The 18,226-nt window shown below is 34.9% G+C and carries 15 protein-coding genes; 4 read left to right on the top strand and 11 right to left on the bottom strand.

Going from position 1 to position 18,226, the window contains the following annotated elements:
* The first annotated feature begins 68 nt into the window (after window positions 1–68).
* Window positions 69–3,107: an FG-GAP-like repeat-containing protein gene (locus ACRBBL_RS10095; RefSeq protein ID WP_431368921.1), complete on the top strand. Its 3,039-nt coding sequence runs from the start codon at window positions 69–71 to the stop codon at window positions 3,105–3,107.
* Between the two features lie 282 nt (window positions 3,108–3,389).
* Here ACRBBL_RS10095 and ACRBBL_RS10090 read toward each other — a convergent pair whose 3' ends face one another.
* Window positions 3,390–3,827, bottom strand: a complete 438-nt coding sequence (locus ACRBBL_RS10090) for a glycosyltransferase (RefSeq protein WP_431368920.1) — start codon at window positions 3,825–3,827, stop codon at window positions 3,390–3,392.
* 83 nt (window positions 3,828–3,910) lie between these two features.
* Window positions 3,911–5,095 carry a response regulator gene (locus ACRBBL_RS10085; RefSeq protein ID WP_431368919.1) on the bottom strand — a complete coding sequence of 395 codons (1,185 nt, stop codon included), beginning with the start codon at window positions 5,093–5,095 and terminating at the stop codon, window positions 3,911–3,913.
* A 209-nt stretch (window positions 5,096–5,304) separates the two neighbouring features.
* Between ACRBBL_RS10085 and ACRBBL_RS10080 the strand changes: the two genes are divergently transcribed.
* The 3 genes from ACRBBL_RS10080 to ACRBBL_RS10070 are packed head-to-tail and all read left to right on the top strand — an operon-like array spanning window position 5,305 to window position 11,119.
* On the top strand, window positions 5,305–8,385 hold the full coding sequence (locus tag ACRBBL_RS10080) for a hypothetical protein (RefSeq protein ID WP_431368918.1): 3,081 nt from the start codon (window positions 5,305–5,307) through the stop codon (window positions 8,383–8,385).
* Complete coding sequence (locus ACRBBL_RS10075; RefSeq protein WP_431368917.1) at window positions 8,382–9,590, top strand: hypothetical protein; 1,209 nt, start codon at window positions 8,382–8,384, stop codon at window positions 9,588–9,590. Before ACRBBL_RS10080 ends, ACRBBL_RS10075 begins: the two co-directional genes overlap by 4 nt.
* A complete protein-coding gene (locus ACRBBL_RS10070; RefSeq protein ID WP_431368916.1) occupies window positions 9,584–11,119 on the top strand; it encodes a glycoside hydrolase family 2 TIM barrel-domain containing protein in 1,536 nt (511 codons plus the stop codon). The genes ACRBBL_RS10075 and ACRBBL_RS10070 overlap by 7 nt, the downstream gene beginning before the upstream one ends.
* Before the next feature lie 309 nt (window positions 11,120–11,428).
* Here the strand turns inward: ACRBBL_RS10070 and ACRBBL_RS10065 are convergent, their stop codons facing one another.
* The 9 genes from ACRBBL_RS10065 to ACRBBL_RS10025 all read right to left on the bottom strand — a co-directional run bounded on the left by ACRBBL_RS10065 (window position 11,429) and on the right by ACRBBL_RS10025 (window position 18,208).
* A complete protein-coding gene (locus ACRBBL_RS10065) occupies window positions 11,429–12,136 on the bottom strand; it encodes a LytR/AlgR family response regulator transcription factor (protein ID WP_431368915.1) in 708 nt (235 codons plus the stop codon).
* Window positions 12,137–12,140: 4 nt separating this feature from the next.
* Complete coding sequence (locus ACRBBL_RS10060; RefSeq protein ID WP_431368914.1) at window positions 12,141–12,458, bottom strand: Hpt domain-containing protein; 318 nt, start codon at window positions 12,456–12,458, stop codon at window positions 12,141–12,143.
* A gap of 3 nt (window positions 12,459–12,461) precedes the next feature.
* Window positions 12,462–13,511, bottom strand: a complete 1,050-nt coding sequence (locus ACRBBL_RS10055) for a sensor histidine kinase (RefSeq protein ID WP_431368913.1) — start codon at window positions 13,509–13,511, stop codon at window positions 12,462–12,464.
* A gap of 4 nt (window positions 13,512–13,515) precedes the next feature.
* A complete protein-coding gene (locus ACRBBL_RS10050) occupies window positions 13,516–14,655 on the bottom strand; it encodes an FIST signal transduction protein (protein WP_431368912.1) in 1,140 nt (379 codons plus the stop codon).
* Between the two features lie 3 nt (window positions 14,656–14,658).
* A complete protein-coding gene (locus ACRBBL_RS10045) occupies window positions 14,659–15,873 on the bottom strand; it encodes a sensor histidine kinase (RefSeq protein WP_431368911.1) in 1,215 nt (404 codons plus the stop codon).
* Window positions 15,870–16,412, bottom strand: coding sequence for a heme NO-binding domain-containing protein (locus ACRBBL_RS10040; protein WP_431368910.1), 543 nt, complete (start codon window positions 16,410–16,412; stop codon window positions 15,870–15,872). Before ACRBBL_RS10040 ends, ACRBBL_RS10045 begins: the two co-directional genes overlap by 4 nt.
* Window positions 16,413–16,497: 85 nt before the next feature.
* Window positions 16,498–16,911: a response regulator gene (locus ACRBBL_RS10035; protein WP_431368909.1), complete on the bottom strand. Its 414-nt coding sequence runs from the start codon at window positions 16,909–16,911 to the stop codon at window positions 16,498–16,500.
* Between the two features lie 195 nt (window positions 16,912–17,106).
* A complete protein-coding gene (locus tag ACRBBL_RS10030) occupies window positions 17,107–17,613 on the bottom strand; it encodes a hypothetical protein (RefSeq protein ID WP_431368908.1) in 507 nt (168 codons plus the stop codon).
* Between the two features lie 4 nt (window positions 17,614–17,617).
* Window positions 17,618–18,208, bottom strand: a complete 591-nt coding sequence (locus ACRBBL_RS10025) for a carboxymuconolactone decarboxylase family protein (protein WP_431368907.1) — start codon at window positions 18,206–18,208, stop codon at window positions 17,618–17,620.
* Window positions 18,209–18,226 lie beyond the last annotated feature (18 nt).

The following is an 18,226-nucleotide window of genomic DNA, read 5'->3' as shown; positions in this document are numbered from 1 at the left end:
GACTATCAACTAAACTAACGCTACGGATTCATCCAAAGGTTTGTAGCAAAATAAAAACCAACCAAGCTATGAATAAAATTACTTTACTAATATGCTTTTTAGCATCTTGCTTTTTTGCAGCAGCTCAAACTACGGTCGATTGTACCGCGGGTGCTGTAAATACGACCTATTGTTATACAACTAATGATACAACTAGCTTTGTTTTTGTGAGTTCTGACGGATCAGATTTGCAAGTAACATTTAACGCTGGAGAAACAGAAAACGATTGGGATGAACTTATCGTTTTAGATACTGACGGAACCGAATTATATAATGGTTATGGAAACAATGGAGACTTAACAGGCTTAACGTTTCAATCAAGTGGAGATACCATTACTGTTATGGCAAATTCAGATGGAACAATTGGCTGCGATACTAACGGTTATGTACATTGGGATTTTGATGTAAACTGTGCTACTTGTACAAATCCAACAGTAGCTTATACAGTTGTAGATGATTGTGCAACAAGTGGAGGATTTTTAGTGGATGTTAATGTTTCTGATTTAGGATCGGCAACATCATTAACAATTTCAGATAACCAAGGAAGTTCAAATCAATCATTGTCAGCAGCAGGATCGGTTCAATTTGGACCTTTTGCCAATGCAACGGATATTATAATTTCTATTCAAAATGATCAAGATGCAAACTGTAGTACAAATAGCAGTTCATTGACACAAAGTAACTGTCCGCCACCAGGACCAGCTGGTGTAACTTGTGGATCAGGATCATCAACATATATTTTTACAGAAGAATTTGACTCAGCTGCTGGATGGACAGGAGATTTAAATAACGGAAATGGTTCTTGGGAAATTCCAGATGGATCTACTTCTGATAATACAGGACCAAATACAGCTTTCAGTGGAGGAAACTTCATGAACTATGAAGCTTCTGGGAATTCAGCTGCAACAGCTTCTGCAGTGAGTCCAGCAATTGACTTATCAACTGCAACAGATGGTGCTGAACTGTCATTCTATTTACATGCCTATGGAGCAGAAATGGGATCATTAGACGTAAAAATAGGTACTTCTGCTTCCGGACCATTTACAACCGTATTTTCACTCGCAGGAGAATTACAAACAAGCGGATCTGAAGCTTGGGTTCCTGTTGGAGTAAACTTAGACACATACTTAGGACAAGTAATTTATATAGAATTTAGTCATACAGGAACAGGAACAGGTTTTCATGGAGACATGTCTATCGATTTTGTACGTGTAGAAACTTGCGGATCATTCTGTATTGCACCTTCTAGTTTAAATGCTTCTGCAATTACACAAGACTCTGCAACAGTTTCTTGGTCGGCTAACAATGGAGAAACTGCTTGGGAATATGTAATACAACCAGCAGGAACAGGAGTTCCAACAGGTGCAGGAACAGCAGCAAGTGCTACGAGTGTAAACCTAAGCTCACTTAATGCTGCAACAGCTTACGAGGTGTATGTTCGAGCAATTTGTGGAGTAGACTTTAGTATTTGGGGCGGACCATTAAACTTTACAACCTTAGCGCCACCACCGCCAGCGGACTTTACTACATCAACGGTTGCAACAACAGGAACTCAAAGAGCTGCTGTTGATATGAATGGCGACTTTTTAGACGATGTAGTTTCTATTGGAACAACAAATGTAAATATCTTCTACCAGCAAGCAACAGGTGGTTTAAGTGCTACCGCTACAAATATTACAACAACAAACGCAGACAATTCGCCTTCTTGGAGTTTGGCCGCTGCCGATTTTGATAAAAATGGATTTACCGATTTATTATATGGTGGAGGAAATGGAGTAACATTTATGAAAGCCAATGATACTGGAACTGGATTTACAGAAATTTCAGGATCAGAATATGTATTCTCACAACGTTCAAACTTTGTTGATTTAGATCAAGATGGAAACCTAGATGCTTTTGTGTGTCATGATGTTGATCCGAATGTATACTATATGAATGATGGAAGTGGAAACCTAGTATTTAACCAAGGTGGACTTGGAGATATTGCAGGTGGAGGAAATTATGGTTCTGTATGGATTGATTATGATAACGATAGAGACATGGATATGTTTATCGCAAAATGTCGTGGAGGTTCTAGTACAATTAATATTAACGAATTACACCAAAACGATGGAACAGGAAACTTTACAGAAGTAGCCACTGCTGCAGGTTTAGCAGATCCGTTACAAACATGGTCTTCTGCTTGGGGAGATTATGATAACGATGGAGATATGGACGTTTTTGTTGGAGCAAGTTCAACTGCTGACGGAACACACAAATTAATGCAAAATAACGGAAACGGTACATTTACCAATGTTACTGCTGCTTCAGGAATATTACCAGCATTAAGCAACTTAGGAATTGAAAATGCGACACACGATTTTGATAATGATGGAAATTTAGACATCGCTTCAAACGGAAGTATTCTATTTGGAAATGGAGATATGACATTTACAGTGTACGATAATGTATTATCAGGAAACAACGGTTCTTTTGGAGACTTAAACAACGATGGATTCATGGATGCAATTTCTGGAACAACGTTATATACTAACACAACAAACAGTAACAATTGGGTAAAAATTACCACAACAGGAGTTGCAAGTAACATTAACGGAATTGGAGCTAGAGTAGAAGTACATACAGCTTCTGGAGTTCAAATTCGTGATGTACGTAGTGGAGAAGGTTTCCGTTTTATGAGTACGCTTAATGCACACTTTGGGATAGGAACGGAAGATACTATTGATAATATTATTATTTACTGGCCATCGGGAACAGTAGATAATCTTGTTAACCCTACGATCAATACACATCATATCATTACTGAAGGACAAACTTTAAGTATTCCTGATGAAACATTGGAAAGCATTGCTATTCATCCAAATCCAGTTGGAAAAATAATGAACATCAACAGTCCTGTAAACTTAGTTGGAAAAATTGCTACGATCTTTAATATAGAAGGAAAACGAGTACTAAACTTAAAACTAAAAGAACATTCAATAGATGTTTCTAACTTACAAACAGGAAACTATATCTTACGTTTAGAATCTGATGGAAAAGTATTTACACAGAAATTCATCAAACAATAAGAAATAAATTTATACATTTTACAAAACTCCAATGCTAGTATAGTGTTGGAGTTTTTTTATAAGACTAATTAGATCTTTAGACACGCTATGCTTTTAGATTACTAGCGCGAGTTGAAAACTCTCGATAGTTCTATTGAGCATAGTCGAAATACAATCTTTCTTCATTTCATTACAAAAATTTACGATGTGGCGTTGAGAATTTCAAACAATCCAATACCCAAAAGCAAAGCGACTCTAAGAGATTCTCACTTACGCGGGAACGCGTCTAAGAAGTCTAACCACCTAACAAGCAGTATCCAAAATACTACTTAGCGAAAACACATTCTTATGAATCATGCGTTTGGTTTTTTTAAACAAATCTTTCACAACACCTTTCTCTTGTGTTATAATGCGAAATACCTTCTTTAGCGTTGAAAAATCTTGTGAAGTATATTTTTGTAAACACAATGTATAGGGTAAATCGTCTTTACTTGTCAAATAGCGAATGCCAGCTTTAATTGCAGCATTATGACCGCGACTTTTTTTGACATCAATAATTGAAATCGGAATACTAACTTCTTCTTGAATCTCTTTCAATAATTTGAGTGTACCATCTGTACTGCCGTTATTTACAAAACAAACCGCTAACTTATTTTTTTCGGTAAGCAATTCTATAAACTTTTGTACTTCAATTATACTTTCATCATTACGGAATACTATTAAAATTCCAATCTTCATCATGTATTTATATTATAGGGTTTAGGAGAACCAAGGGGGAAATCTGGGGAAACTTATTTTGTTATCAAATGGAGTTTCTTAAAATATTAAGCAACTTCAAAATTTGTATTTACTTCATTAGTTGAAACTTTTTTTTTATTTCTATACGACCAAGCAATCTGTCCTAACTGACCAATAATCTTTATAGAATCTTTCATAGACAACTTAGAACCATCTGCATGAATCCAGCGTTTTAAAGGCTTCTCGCACATCATTGCTCTTGCTTTATCCAATCCGAAATGTCTACGCATTCGCATAAAAATTTCTACATCAAACAACCATTTTGTGATAAACTTTTTATCAAAAGCCAACTGAATCACATCTTTATGAAAAATCTTCGCACCACATTGTGTGTCTTTAAAATTCATCGATAAAATAGTTCTGATAATTAAATTAATCGTCATACTAATTACTTTACGCGCAGATTCTTTCGTAATATTTGCGCCCATTCTACTAATTCTTGAACCGCTCACAATCTTAAAATCAGAGTTTTCAATAGTAGAAACCAACTCGTCAAAATCAGCCAAATCGGTAGACAAATCAGCATCCAAAAATCCGATATAATCCAAATCGTCTTGTTGTGCCATGTGTAGCATTCCCAAACGAACAGCTTCTGCTTTTCCACCGTTCTTTTCACAATCATATACGGTAATAAAATCTTCTCTACCTTTCTGTAAATCGTGCAAAACTTCTAAAGTTGCATCTTTACTTCCATCATTTACAAAACACAAACGATATCCCGAATTACGATCTACAAAATCGGTAAACTCTGTACTCAACAAACGTTCAGCTTCATTATAACAAGGAATCACAACACCAACACATCGTTGCTGTATCATCACAGTATTTGTATTCGTAACCGCTACATGTAGAGGCACACCAATCAATCGTTTCACACGAGCACAAACTTCATTCAAACTCAAGGGTTTCTTCATATAATCGTTTACACCTAAATCAAAACCTTTTGTAATCATTTCATCATCGGTATTTCCAGATAATATCATAACTGGCGTATCATCTTTTTTATCTCTACGGATGTGTTCCACGATTTCCATTCCAGAAACAGTTGGCATATTCATATCTACAATCACCAAATCTGGCTGAAACGAATCGTACAATTCCATTCCCTTCAATGCGTTTGTTTCGGTTAGCACTTCGTATCCTAATTCAGCCAATCTGCTTTCTAAAGGAATCAAAACTAATTTCTGGTCGTCAATAGCTAAAATTTTCATCGTATAGTGTTTTTAATTAGAGTATTATTTTGAATAGCATTCATGTTATTTTCGAATGACTTACAGGTCAAAAGTAGTTGACAAACACCGCAAAAAGTCGCCAGAATGCCCAAAGTGAGAATTTCTTTAGACGAACGGAAGTTTACTACAGTCCAATTAAAAAAACAGTACTTTATCTTTACTTCATCGAAAACGCTGTATTTTTAAACATGAAAGAGACTACAAATAAATTATTACTGTTAGCACTACTTCTCGGAGTTGTGTTTCATGGTACGTCTATCTTTTTCACTATAGAAACTACCTACGATGCATTAATTCATCTTTTCTTTGCCGATCATTACGCAGACAGTTGGTTTGAACCTTGGAATTACAAATGGTACACAGGATTCTCCGTAATGAGTTATCCGCCGCTAGTACATCAATCTATTGGTGCCTTGTCGTTCATTGGTGGTTTAAAGTTTGGATTATTTACAGTCGCAATCATTGCAGTCATACTATTCATAACAGGAGTATATCGTTTTTCGCTGCTCCTCACAGGAAACAAAAGAGTAGCAGGTTATGCGGCTATACTAGCAGTGTTCTCCTCTTCTTTTGTGGAAACCTTGCACATATTTGGACAATTGCCAAGTATTGTTGGAATTGCAGTGCTGATGCATGCCTTGCCAGAGATTTATCTATGGTTAAAAACAGGGAAATACAAATACCTTTTTACGTCGCTTTCGCTGATTGCGGTTACGGTAACCTCACATCATGTAACACCAATTTTCGGAATGATCTTTTTCATATTCCCGTTAATCGGAATGGTCATTATGGATGCTTCTCGTGAAAGTGTAACTTCCATGAAAGAAATCACTTTGTTGGTTTTTTGGAAAAACTTTAAGAAGCTTTTCAAGCGAATAGTTTTATTTGGAATGTCTTCGTTGGCAATTATTGTCGGATGTATTTTACCCTATTGGATTAACTCCAAAAACAATCCAATCACGCAAGTGCCAATTCCACACGGATCACGCGATCACTTTTTAGAAATAACATCATCAGGATTGGTATTCTTCTTAATTCCTTGGGGAATACTACTCTTCCTATTACCATACATTTTCTATAGATACTACAGCAAACGCTATCTATTTTTTGGTTTATCAATCACCTTACTATTTGTCTTAGGAACTGGAGGAACAACTCCAATTCCACGCATGATTTTGGGTGAAACTGCTTTCAATATCTTAACCTTAGACAGATTCACATTGTGGGCTTCCATCATGTCATTACCAATTTTTGGCGAATTCATCTATCGTTTCGCAGAAGCAGATTTAAAAACACTTTTCAAAGAAAAATTTGGAACCATATACTATAGAATCATCGGTGGCGGATTGGCTGCTTTATTTGTCTTCATGACCATTTTTACAATGAGTTTAGGCTATTTCAGACCATCGCAACCACAAAAAATAAAGATGTTGCCTATCGTGAATTTTCTCAATCAAGACGATCACGATCAATGGCGATACCTTACTTTAGGTTTTGGCGATCAAATGGCTTGGTTGTCGGCACAAACAAAGGCATTAACGGTTGACGGAAACTATCATTCAGCACGTCGTTTGCCAGAACTCACAACGCGACCTATAGAACGTTTAGAAAACTCAAAATTTAAAGGAGTTGCCGGAATTGGTTCGTTGCAACAATTCTTAACAACGCCCGAAAAATACAATCTAAAATATATCTTCTCAAACGATAAATTCTACGATCCAATTCTCTATTTCTGCGGATGGCAACGCTTACCACAACTAGAAAACGGAATTATGGTTTGGGAAAAACTGAATGTTCCGCCACTTTCGTCGATTCTTCCAAAAGAAGAAGTTTCAACCTGGCAAAAAGTGTTATGGGGAATTGTACCGTTTCTAACTGTAATGCTGGCATTTTTACTCAACATTCAGCCTATCTTTCTGAGATACATCCAGCGAAAGCGAAATGCTTCAGATGTATATTTAAAATTCAACAAAAGCTACACGAAATTTTCTAGCAAAATTGTAAAAGTGAGTCATATTTGGGCAATTGTTTTGATTGGAATTTTAGCATTTGGCACCTATCAATTCTACATCAAAAATGATGCACAACGTTCACCAGAAAATGTAGTAAAAGCGTATTATGATGCGCTCGATTTTAAAGAATTTGAAAAAGCACACAGTTTTATCAACCCTGAAAATAACTTAACCATTGCGCAATACATGTTAGAAATATCATCGACAGATGGATTACTAAGTTCGTACGCAAAGCTAGACGCGATAGAAATCGAAATGAAGACTGAAACGGATAGTTTGGCAACGTTAAAAGTCATCACAAAATGGATTACACCTTTAGAAAAAATTGAAAAATCAGACTATAAAACAGTTGTAAAACATAAGAGGAAATGGTTTTTGCAAGCAGAAATGGTAACTGCCGATTTACCGCCAGATCAATTATTTTCCAACAATAAAACAGCCTATTTCAATCATGGAAGAAGACGTATTTCTACCGAACAAACCTATCATGAAGATGTATTAAAACAACCTGTTTTAGAAATCATTTCGGCAAAATTAGTGAAGCATAACGGACATTATGCGATTTTAGGAGAAGTGCAAAACATAGACAATGTGCCAGCCGATGTCGTACTAAAAGGAACCTTGTATACTGATGAAAATGTGGAATTGGCAACCTACAATGCAAAGTATCATATCAAGCATAAACTGATGCCGAAAGAAGTGACGTCGTTCCGTATTAACTTTGAAGGAATTGCATGGTCAAAAACACAGGATTCCATTCCAGAAACCTTCAATCCAGACGAGTTTACACCTGTAAATTTTACTGACGAGCCAACGAAATTCAATTTGCAAGCAGCAGGAAATGTTTCAGGTTCCGATTTGTATAAAAATATGGTATTGAGCGATCTAAATATCAATCAAAAAAGCATCAACGGAAACCTGTTCAATAGCGGATTGCAAGAAATTACGGTTCCACAATTATTAGTTACGTATTATGATGAAAACCAAGAAATTTTATGGGTAGATCATCAATTCTTAGACAAAGGAATTCGTCAACAGCGAAAACAAGCATTTAGCTATGAATTAGCAGGAAACGACAGCATACAAATCATTAGTACAGACATGGAAAATTGTTACGTAAATGGTTTGCCAAACGAAGACATTGCTACCAAAATACTATCAAACAGAAAAAATTACAACGTGTTGCAAAAAATTTCGCATCCAATATATAGTTATGTAAAAATTGAAATGAACGCGTATATCGGAAATCCAAAATGATGAACTTACAATACATACTATACTTTTTTTTATTTGCGTCAAGCGCGAATGGACTCTGTGCGAATACAACCGAAACGATTCAGTTAGAAACCACACAACAAGAATTCACGGCTGGTGAAACCATTGTATTGAGATTCTCGGGAACGCAAGATGCTTCCATTCAATTGTATTGCGCAAATAGTTACGGAACTACGTTGGTGTCCCCGAAAGTTGTGGAGAATCAATTACAATACACAATTCCGACGCAAATTTGCAGCAAAATCGGAATTGTCAACTGGAAACTAGTACACAATACAGCTTCACTTTCGGGAACATTCAGCATTCGTTCACAAGCAAAACCTGTATCCATGGAAACCTATGTTGGTCCGCCAAGTATTGCAGCTGGCGAAAAAGATTTTACGATGTTGGTGGTAATTCCAACAGATGCTTTGGACAATCCTGTAAAGGAAAATACAGAAGTCACTGTAAAACGTCAATTTTTGGCAAACGAGCAACAAGAAACCATTCAGACAAAGAATTTAATTGCGTATCAAAATATCTATTCGCCCACAAAAAGTGGCAGAATGTTACTTGCAACCGAATGTTTAGCACTCAATTCCAAAGAATATACGGTAAACGTGATGCCTGCGATTTCCACAGATTTTGAAATTTTTGCAAAGCGAGCACACGAATACGCTGATGGAAACCAAATTACGACGTTTACGACTTCGATCTTAAAAGATGAACACGACAATATTGTGAGCGATGGAAGTTATGTGGAATTCTTCATTACAAACACAAAAGGAAACATATTAAAAACTGCAGGAATGACCATTGATGGTGTTGCAACGGCAAAAATGATACATCCCGATCATCAAGAAACTTGGAATGTAAAAGCTGTGGTAGCTGGAATTTCGGAAAGCAATACAATTTCGGTATCGTACAAAAAAGTGATTGAAGATTTTACAATGACTTTCTCAGAAAAGAATAGAAACATTGAAATTGGACCATTGCGAAGCTTTATGAATCAACTCATTCCAGATGGTTTGCAAGTAAAACTGATTGTCTCTCAACATGGAAAAACGATCAAAGAATACATCAAAGAATCGCGTGATGGTTTTGTAAATTTTGAATTGAATCCGAACATTTTTAGCAACGGAAATTACAATTTAGAAATCACAACCGCAGGAATCACAAAAACGGTTAAAGGGAAAAAACTATGGTAAAGGCAGACAAAAATATTGTGCGTGGGTTTTTAGTGTTGACATACGTTGTCATCATTTCCATGTTAATTTTCCTTATAAGTAGTTCATTTAGTTATCTAAATACAGGCGCGGATAGAAGTAAAATGTTACATACGGAAGTAAAAAAAGAGGAAGTGTATTCGCCAAAAATGAATTGGACAGATGATGGAAACGAAGGCAGAGAACTAGACGAACAAACACTTGCAAAAATTGAAAATGATTACTTAGACGCTTGGTATGTGAGAAACGTGGCATATAAAACCAATCAAACCACAGGAATTGATGATTTTTATACGGACAGTGCGCGCAAAAATATCTTTGCGTTTATCACTCAAAATCAACAAGAAAATATTTCTGTAGATGCAACGACACTTTCGCACCAACCAAATATTGAATTTTTTAGTGAAGATGGACAACTCATTGTTTTAAAAGATGAAAATGTGGTGGAATACAAGCAATTGTATAAAGATGGAAAGTTCATCATGGAAACGACAGAAAGCGCAAATTACAAAGTTGTTTTATTGTTGGAAGATGGTTTTTGGCGCATTCGTCATTTGGTAAAAGAAACGGTAAAACCAATTGTGGAATCTCCTAAAGTGAAAGCAGTTTCCAACCTGAATATGAAAGGAATCAATTACTATCCGCAAACAACTCCTTGGGACATGTTTGGTGATGAATTTGATATTGAAATCATTCAAAAAGACTTTGATATTATGAAAGATGCAGGTTTCAATACGATTCGAATTTTTGTACAATATGAAGATTTTGGCAAAGCAAAAGTATACGAAGATAAACTTGAAAAACTCAAACAAGTCTTGGACGCTGCCGAAACCAAAAAACTCCAAGTTGTGCTGACACTTTTCGATTTCTACGGAAACTATGAAGTATTAGACTGGACTTTGACGCAGCGACATGCAGAAACGATTGTTTCCGAGTTCAAAAATCACAATGCAATCTTGGCTTGGGACATTAAAAACGAACCAAATTTAGACTTTGAATCGCGTGGAAAAGAAAACGTACTCGCTTGGTTAGACAAGATGATTTCCTTAGTAAAATCAATTGATGAGAAACATTTAATCACCATTGGTTGGTCTAACACCGAAAGCGCTCATTTGCTACAAGACAAGCTTGATTTTATATCTTTTCATTATTATAACGCTGCCGCAGATTTTGCTCAGAGTTACACAAACTTAAAATCGAAAATCAACGATAAACCAATCGTTTTAGGAGAATTTGGACAATCTTCGTACGGCGGATTTTGGAAACCCTTTGCAGGATCACAGAAAAAGCAAGCCAACTATTACAAGGAAATGAAAAGTGTTTTAAAAGCAGAAAACATCTCGTATTTAGCCTGGACATTGTATGATTTTAAAGACATTCCAAGTTCAGTTGTTGGAAGTCGTCCATGGCGAACCAATCCACAGAAAAAGTTTGGGATTATTGATAAAGATGGGAAAAAGAAGTTGGCTTTTGAGGTTGTGGTTGAAAAAGATTTTAGTTCTGAGAAATGAGTATTGAGACGTTTCAAACAGAATAATGTGCTTTAAAAAGAATCAGGATTTTAGATTCAAGAATCAAGATGTTTTCTAAGAACCTTTAGCGTTTCAAAGTAGCTCTCGATAGTTCTATTGAGCGCAGTCGAAATACAATTTTTCTTCGAAAAAACACTCGATCTGACGTTAGCGTAAGAGTGAGAAACAATTTAAAATTCAACATCTAACATTTAAAATAACAAAAGAAAAATCTAAAAGCACTCGTGCTGAGCTTGTCGAAGCAAAGCGACCAAACACCAAACACCCAAAAGCGCCAGCAACCCAGTATCAAAGTAAATCCAATCGCTTCATCAATTCCGGGCGCTTAGAACGACTTACAGGAATCACATCTTTTTTAATAAGCACGCTATTGTCTTCAATATCAATGATTTTTTTCAAATTGATAATATACGAACGGTGAATTTTTAGGAATAAAGTATCAGGTAATTTCTCTTCAATCTTCTTTAAGGTAGAATGTACCGTATAATTTTTGTCTTCCGTTTTAATGTGAATATAATCGCCTTTTGCTTCAACCAAATAAATACTTGGAATGTCAATTTTTATCAAACGACGATCAATATTAATATAAAAATCATTTTCGTAGCTTGTATCTGTTGAGGTTTCTGCTGTTTTCACAGCTAAAAGTTGCTGTTTTTCTGCTTTTTTAATGGCTATTTTAAAACGATCAGCTTCAATAGGTTTCAGTAAATAATCAACAATACATTCGTACTGAAATGCTTCAATAGCAAACTTCGGATCGGAAGTAGTCAATACAACACTTGGCGGATTTTTAAGCGTTTTTACAAAGTCAAATCCTGTAAAATCGGGCATGTGAATGTCTAAAAAGATGAGGTCTACTTCATTCTCATTCAAGTATTTAATAGCTTGCATTGCATTTGAAAATTCTCCAACTATTTGCAGCGAATCAATCTCATCACACAAGGTTTTTATAATGGTTCTTGCCAGCTTTTCATCATCAATAATTATACAATTCATACCTTTATATCGTTTTAATATACGCCGTTATCGTGTTCAAAATTTGTTCAAAATCTGCTACGCCTTGCATGTTCTTTTCACGTAAATTGTGTTCGTATACATTGGCAAGCTCATAACTTTTTTCAAGCCCCAAAATACTAATTTTGTGCTTAATTTTGTGAACATTTTCTTCTATTTTTTTGTAATCTTTTTTATCTAAACTATCATAGTATTCCTTTTTTTCTTCGGGAAATTCAGTTTTGATTACATCAATTAATGTCTGTCGTATTTTAGTATCGCCGCGCGCTAATTGTTCTACGTAGGTTAAATTTGGCTGTTCCATGGACTATTTTTTTAGGGTGAAATAAAAGGTTGACCCTAGATTTGGTGTGGATTCTATCCAAATTTCACCATTATAAAGTTCGATGATTTTTTTTACAATTGAAAGTCCAATGCCAGTTGATTTGTAATTATTTTCTAATTTTTGAAATGCCACAAATATTTTATCAAAGTATTTTTCTTCAATTCCTTTGCCATTATCTTGTACATAAAACTCCCAAAAATCATCTTTATCGGTATACCCAATAGTGATTTCGCCTTTGGGCTTGTCATTAAACTTAATTGCATTTCTAAGTAAGTTACGAAACAATTCTTCCAGGCGGAAATGATCGCCCGTAACTTCAGGTAATTTTTGTGGAATTGATATTTTTATATGATCAGGAATTTTAATAAAACTTACAACTCTTTTAAACACTTCATGAGTGTCTACTTTATAAAAATCTTTCTCCACACGACCAATCGTAGAATACCTTAAAATTCCTTTGACCAAAGTGTCCATTTTTTCCACATTGCTACGGATGAGTTTTATAGTTTCTTTTCCACTTTCATCCAATAATTCATTATAATCGTCTTTGAGCCAGGTTGTTAGTGCATCAATACTTTGCAAAGGCGATTTTAAATCGTGTGATACCAAATGTGTATAATCGTTGAGTTCTTGATTTTGGCGTTCTAAGTTTGCCAATAATTTATCTCTTTGTTGATTGATTTGTAAAATTTCTTTGGTTTGATTGTCAATAATATCTACCAAATGCAAGGATTCAGATTCCTCTTTTTCACGCGTTTCTCCATTACTTAACTCATACGATTTTAACGTATCAATAACATTCTTTAATTTTTGAATGATCTCTTTTTGTGCGTCCGATTCCTTGTGAAGCTGTTGGTTGGCTTCAAAGAGTTCTTCTGAACTTATTGCGGTTGCACGTTGTAACATAGCAAACTGTTCGTTAGATGTGTTATACGAGCGATTTACAGCATCTAAAAAACGCTCCATTTCAGGATGATCTTGCAATTCCTGAGACATGTATTTTCGCAATTGTCGCTTTAAAAGAGGATTCATTTATTTATTCACTAATTAATGTAATAGTCATTGTTTGATTGTGCAGTTGACAGTTATGTTCGCCACTAAAAGGCGCAATTTCTCCGTACGAGTACAGTCCGCAAATTGTCGTTTTTTCACCAACAACTTCTATCACTTCTTCCACTTCTTCTTCTACACGTTGATCTAACACGAGTTTTCGTCCAATACAACTGACTAAAATTGCCAAATCTGGTTCGTTTTTTCGTAATGCTAAGGCTTGTATTGCTGCTTGTTCAGAAGCTTCTACAATAGTATCAACATTTGTCATCATGAGTTGTACGCGCGAATTTTCAAGAATATCGCCCGCCAAAATCATGGAGTTTTCTTCTTCATTAATATTTAAAATGGTACGAACAATAGATTGTTTTTCGTTGGTCGATTTTACTTTTAGCGGATATAACAACGCCGCTGCAGGTAATTCTTTTGACTTTTCACCTAAATACTTTTTATACAAATCCAATGCAGGCTTATTGTCCAATTCGTACAACACATTCGCATTCGATTTTGTCACAATGCGTTCTGGTCCAAAAGGTGTCCATCCGCCATTAATAGCAAAACTAATATCTAAGGTTTCGCCATATAAGCCAATAGCGACAATTTCACCAGATTTTGGAACTTCATTATACGAAGCTATTGTTTTTTCAAACCGTGCAGCATCGCCACACAAAGCACCTGTAATTAGGAGGTTGTCTTCCGTTGCTGAATTCATTCCTAAGGTCAATTGACTTCCATTGATAAAACTTCCTTCCGAGACAATAAAAACATGCTTCAAGCCTTTTGTGTCAAACTGTTCAATGAGATTTTTTCCTGTTTCGTAGCTGTTAATTTTGGATTCGTTTTCCAGCACATTTGCCGTTTTAATTACAAATTTGCTTCTCTCAAATTCAATAGCAGTAATTGTAATGCTTTCATCATCTACATAGTGCGAAGTTATATCTCCAGAAGTAGAACCAAATACGAATTCGCCATTTGGAAAAAGAACTTTTACTTCTTCAAAAATCGTTTCGCTTTCTAGTAAATATCTATTTCCAAAAACCAATACTAATGGTTTTTTCAGAGGAACATTTTTACTCAAATATTCCCAATCGGAATCATTTGTTCTTTTAAGTTGTACTGTTTTCATTTGCTATTTTTTGATCGTGAAGAAGAATGTTGTGCCCTTTCCAAGCTCACTTTCTAACCAAATAGTTCCTTCGTATAAATCGACAATTTTTTTCACGATGGAAAGTCCTATGCCAGTAGATTCTTTACTTTTATTTAATGACTGAAAGATTTTAAAAATGCGATCGTGGAACTTTTTTTCTATGCCTATTCCGTTGTCTTTCACTGAAAATTGATAGAATGAAGGTTTTTCCTCAACATCAATTTCTACAATTCCTTTTTCTTTGTTACTAAACTTAATAGCGTTGCTCATTAGGTTTTGAAAAAGTTGCTGAAACTTGGTAGGATCGCCTTTTACAATAGGCAGCTTTTTTACAATATTAATAGAAATATGCTCAGGAACAAATAACAATGTATTCAAATCGTCCATGGTCACATTCAGGTCTACATCTTTTGATTCATTAGTTTCAGATCCTGCACTAGAATATTCTAAAATGTTGGAAATTAAGCTTTCCATGGTTTCTAAAGTGCCTTCAATGAGTTGAAGATTTTGTAGTGTGTCTGCGTCTAGTTTCCCTTCATTGTCCATTTTTATCCAAGAAACCAATGCATCTATACTTCGCAAAGGAGATTTTAAATCATGCGAAACAATATGCGCATATTCATATAATTCGTTATTACTTTTTTCGAGTGCGTGACGTATTTTTTCCTTTTGTTCTTCTAAGTTTTTTAATTCTGTAATATTTCGAATAATTCCTTGTGCAGCAATAGGTTTGTTGCTTTTATCAAATATTAAATTTGCATTAATTTGAACCCAGCGAACTTCTTTTTTTTTAGTAAAAATACGTGCTGTATAGTTAGAAAACCTGCCGTTTTCTACTAATTGACTGAAAGAATCAAACGCATAAGCAGTATCTTCAGGATAAATTAAGCAGGTAACATTTAATGCTTCTTCTTCAATATTATAGCCAAAAAGATCGGAAGCGGCATCGTTCATTTTTAATACGTTTCCACGTAAATCCATTACCACGTAGGCATCAATAATATTCTCAAAAACACCTGCTAGTTGTGATGATTTTTCATTGAAAGAATCTTCTAATTTGGCATTAGATATTTTGAGTTCTTCAGATAATACATACAATTCTCTGGATTTATCTTCCAGAATTTTTTCGGCTGCTTTACGAGCCGCTTTTTCGCGATTGAGCGCACGTTGTAATATGTGTATCTGTTCTTGGCTCATTCATTTTTGTTAATGATAAACTTTACTTCGGTTCCGTCTTCTTTTAATTTTTCTAGAATAATTTCGGCTGAACTATTAAAGTGTTCGAAGGTTTTGTTCATTAAACCCAATCCAAAATGATGCATAGCTCTGCTCGATTTATAGATTAAGATTAATGAATTTGCTGTTTTTTCTTCAACGACAAACGTTGGTAATTCGGCATCAGGATATATTTTTCGGACTTCTACATGAATATGATTTTCAATAGAAGCTAACATTTCAATAGGATCTTTGTAGGTAGCTAACAAACCTGGATAACTGTCTTCCAAAACGCTGAAAAAATGTTCTGCATAGGTAAGCAGTAAATCATCAATAGTAATTTGAGTATTGTTGCTTAAGTTTTGTAGTAGCTGCAACATTTCTGAAAAGCGATAGGTTCCAATGGCAGTATAAACGCCTTCAGATTCTAACTTAGATTGTGTAATGATTTTGTCAACCATCTCTAATCCAAACTTATCTTCTACTAAGTCTAAAAATTCGGTAAAAACAATTCCTTTCATAAGCAAAGTTAGGTTAAGTTCTCTTTTATAGATTTGGGGGGATCTATAAAAAAAGATTCGAGTACAATTTAGGGATAAAAAGGGGTTAAGCGCTTTTTAATTCGTTAATAGACCAATAGGTAAGTGCAATTTCTATTTTAGAAACGTACTCTTCATATTTCAATGGTTTTAAGATGTAACCAGAAATTCCTATGCGGTAACATTCTAAAATGTCTTTCCTGTTGTCTGATGTTGTTAAAATGATTGTTGGAATGTGTCGTAAATCAGGATCATTTTTTAAAATAGATAAAAATTCGATTCCGTTGATTTTAGGCATATTCAAATCTAATAAGATGATATCGGGTAAATTTTCTTTGGTTTCTAAAATTGCCAACGCTTCTTCTGCATTTTTCGCTTCTGTAATTTCATGTTTGGCTTTAAGTAAAGAAACCGTACGATTCATCTTCATGATTTCAATCATGTTGTCTTCGATTAATAATACGTTTAATGAATTTTTCATTTTTCTTGTGTGAGCAATTATGAATACAATTTTAGTTCATAAAAAATGATTAAAACGTGAATGCAGTTTAACGAAGAAGAAGTGTAGACGAAATGCAAAAAAGTGTAGATGAGAGTTTTTGACACTTGCGATTTCTGAAGAGATTCTCGTCCAAAAAATAAAACCCTTACTGCTTTACAATAAGGGTTTTAGACTTTATAAATTGTATTCCTTTTTAATTTTTTGACTTTCCACTACGGTGTACAATGCATAAAGAAGCGCTCCTACAATAGCAAATTTCCACAAAATACCATTGTATAACATTATTGGATTTACTATAAATAACAACAAGTAATATCCTAAAATTACGGCTAATGAAGCAAGAATAAAAACAATAGGTTTCTTTGGTAATAAATACGCAAATACAGCTATCACTAGTGCAATAACAAGATAAAACACAGTTTCAAAAATAATTTTGAAATTTGAATATATCAAAACAGCAGTTAAGACTTTAAATGCAGCTACTACATAAAGTATAATTTGCGTTCGTTTAACAACCTCTTCCGCACTCACTACTTTTGATATATTGAGTGTTTGTCGTCCAATAAAAATAGCTTTTTCCTTTTCTGTTCCTGCAATTGGAAATTTACAGTCTTCACAAATGATAGCTACTTTTGCTACTTCAGCTCCACAATGTGGGCATTTACTTTCTGCTTCTTCCATCGTTTTACACGTGTTTTCCTTTTTCCCAACCGTGTTTTCCTAAGTACTGATTTCCACTTTCTATAGCACCTTCTTCAATAGAAGTTCCCATACTATCGTTCCAGCGGTTTAAGTATCCGAATAATGAAATTACACCTAACATTTCTACAATTTCGCCTTCATTCCAATGCTTGTATAATTCAGCTTTAATATCTTCATTTACAGCATTTGGAATAATAGAAGCTGCCAACGAAAAATCTAAAGCAGCACGTTCAGCATCCGAAAACGCAGCATGTGTTTTATATTCCCAAATATTATCTAGTTGTTCTTGCTCTGCCCCATAACGTTCAGCGGCTCTAATAGCATGTGCTTGGCAATAACGACAACCTGTTGCATTACTACTTACCCAAGCAATCATTCGCTTTAAAGCAGAGGTTACACGACCTTCATTTGCCATCACAGCTTTATTTAGGTTGATAAATGCTTTTGAAATGGCGGGTCTGCGTTGCATAGTTAAAACTGAATTTGGACAAAACCCTAGTGTTTCGTTAAAAAATTCGGCTAATTCTTTGGTTTCCAAATCATGATCTGGGTTCAATGGAGTTACTAATGGCATAAGTGTATATTTTTAAAT

This window comes from Kordia sp., assembly GCF_050633145.1.
In the GTDB taxonomy this organism is placed as follows: Bacteria; Bacteroidota; Bacteroidia; order Flavobacteriales; family Flavobacteriaceae; genus Kordia.
This window is presented reverse-complemented; position numbering and strand designations above follow the sequence as displayed.

Excerpts from the sequence above, each read along its gene's own strand:
- ACRBBL_RS10095 (WP_431368921.1), top strand. The coding sequence starts at position 69 with ATGAATAAAATTACTTTACTAATATGCTTTTTAGCATCTTGCTTTTTT.
- ACRBBL_RS10090 (WP_431368920.1), bottom strand. The coding sequence starts at position 3,827 with ATGATGAAGATTGGAATTTTAATAGTATTCCGTAATGATGAAAGTATA.
- ACRBBL_RS10085 (WP_431368919.1), bottom strand. The coding sequence starts at position 5,095 with ATGAAAATTTTAGCTATTGACGACCAGAAATTAGTTTTGATTCCTTTA.
- ACRBBL_RS10080 (WP_431368918.1), top strand. The coding sequence starts at position 5,305 with ATGAAAGAGACTACAAATAAATTATTACTGTTAGCACTACTTCTCGGA.
- ACRBBL_RS10075 (WP_431368917.1), top strand. The coding sequence starts at position 8,382 with ATGATGAACTTACAATACATACTATACTTTTTTTTATTTGCGTCAAGC.
- ACRBBL_RS10070 (WP_431368916.1), top strand. The coding sequence starts at position 9,584 with ATGGTAAAGGCAGACAAAAATATTGTGCGTGGGTTTTTAGTGTTGACA.
- ACRBBL_RS10065 (WP_431368915.1), bottom strand. The coding sequence starts at position 12,136 with ATGAATTGTATAATTATTGATGATGAAAAGCTGGCAAGAACCATTATA.
- ACRBBL_RS10060 (WP_431368914.1), bottom strand. The coding sequence starts at position 12,458 with ATGGAACAGCCAAATTTAACCTACGTAGAACAATTAGCGCGCGGCGAT.
- ACRBBL_RS10055 (WP_431368913.1), bottom strand. The coding sequence starts at position 13,511 with ATGAATCCTCTTTTAAAGCGACAATTGCGAAAATACATGTCTCAGGAA.
- ACRBBL_RS10050 (WP_431368912.1), bottom strand. The coding sequence starts at position 14,655 with ATGAAAACAGTACAACTTAAAAGAACAAATGATTCCGATTGGGAATAT.
- ACRBBL_RS10045 (WP_431368911.1), bottom strand. The coding sequence starts at position 15,873 with ATGAGCCAAGAACAGATACACATATTACAACGTGCGCTCAATCGCGAA.
- ACRBBL_RS10040 (WP_431368910.1), bottom strand. The coding sequence starts at position 16,412 with ATGAAAGGAATTGTTTTTACCGAATTTTTAGACTTAGTAGAAGATAAG.
- ACRBBL_RS10035 (WP_431368909.1), bottom strand. The coding sequence starts at position 16,911 with ATGAAAAATTCATTAAACGTATTATTAATCGAAGACAACATGATTGAA.
- ACRBBL_RS10030 (WP_431368908.1), bottom strand. The coding sequence starts at position 17,613 with ATGGAAGAAGCAGAAAGTAAATGCCCACATTGTGGAGCTGAAGTAGCA.
- ACRBBL_RS10025 (WP_431368907.1), bottom strand. The coding sequence starts at position 18,208 with ATGCCATTAGTAACTCCATTGAACCCAGATCATGATTTGGAAACCAAA.